Origin of the sequence: Bacillus sp. SIMBA_031, assembly GCF_046535225.1 — a bacterium.
GTDB classification, from domain to species: Bacteria; Bacillota; Bacilli; order Bacillales; family Bacillaceae; genus Bacillus; species Bacillus velezensis.
Genome location: NZ_JAWRXC010000078.1, coordinates 1 through 346, shown reverse-complemented (window position 1 = coordinate 346; position 346 = coordinate 1). Strand labels below are relative to the sequence as shown.

Sequence of the window (346 nt, the reverse complement as noted above, 5' to 3'; positions counted from 1 at the left end):
CGGACTTGAACCGGCACGGTAGTCACCTACCGCAGGATTTTAAGTCCTGTGTGTCTGCCAATTCCACCACCCCGGCATGGATGGTATAGTATAGTTGGAGCGGAAGACGGGATTCGAACCCGCGACCCCCACCTTGGCAAGGTGATGTTCTACCACTGAACTACTTCCGCGTTTGGCAATGCGGATGAAGGGACTTGAACCCCCACGTCTGTAAAGACACTAGAGCCTGATTCTAGCGCGTCTGCCAATTCCGCCACATCCGCAAGAAAAACATGGTGAGCCATGAAGGACTCGAACCTTCGACCCTCTGATTAAAAGTCAGATGCTCTACCAACTGAGCTAATGG

At 52.6% G+C, this 346-nt stretch carries 2 tRNA genes; both read right to left on the bottom strand.

The features are described 5' to 3' along the window. Window positions 1–95: 95 nt before the first annotated feature. Window positions 96–170, bottom strand: a tRNA-Gly gene (locus SB724_RS19590). Between the two features lie 9 nt (window positions 171–179). After that, window positions 180–263 (bottom strand) — tRNA-Leu (locus SB724_RS19585). Window positions 264–346 lie beyond the last annotated feature (83 nt).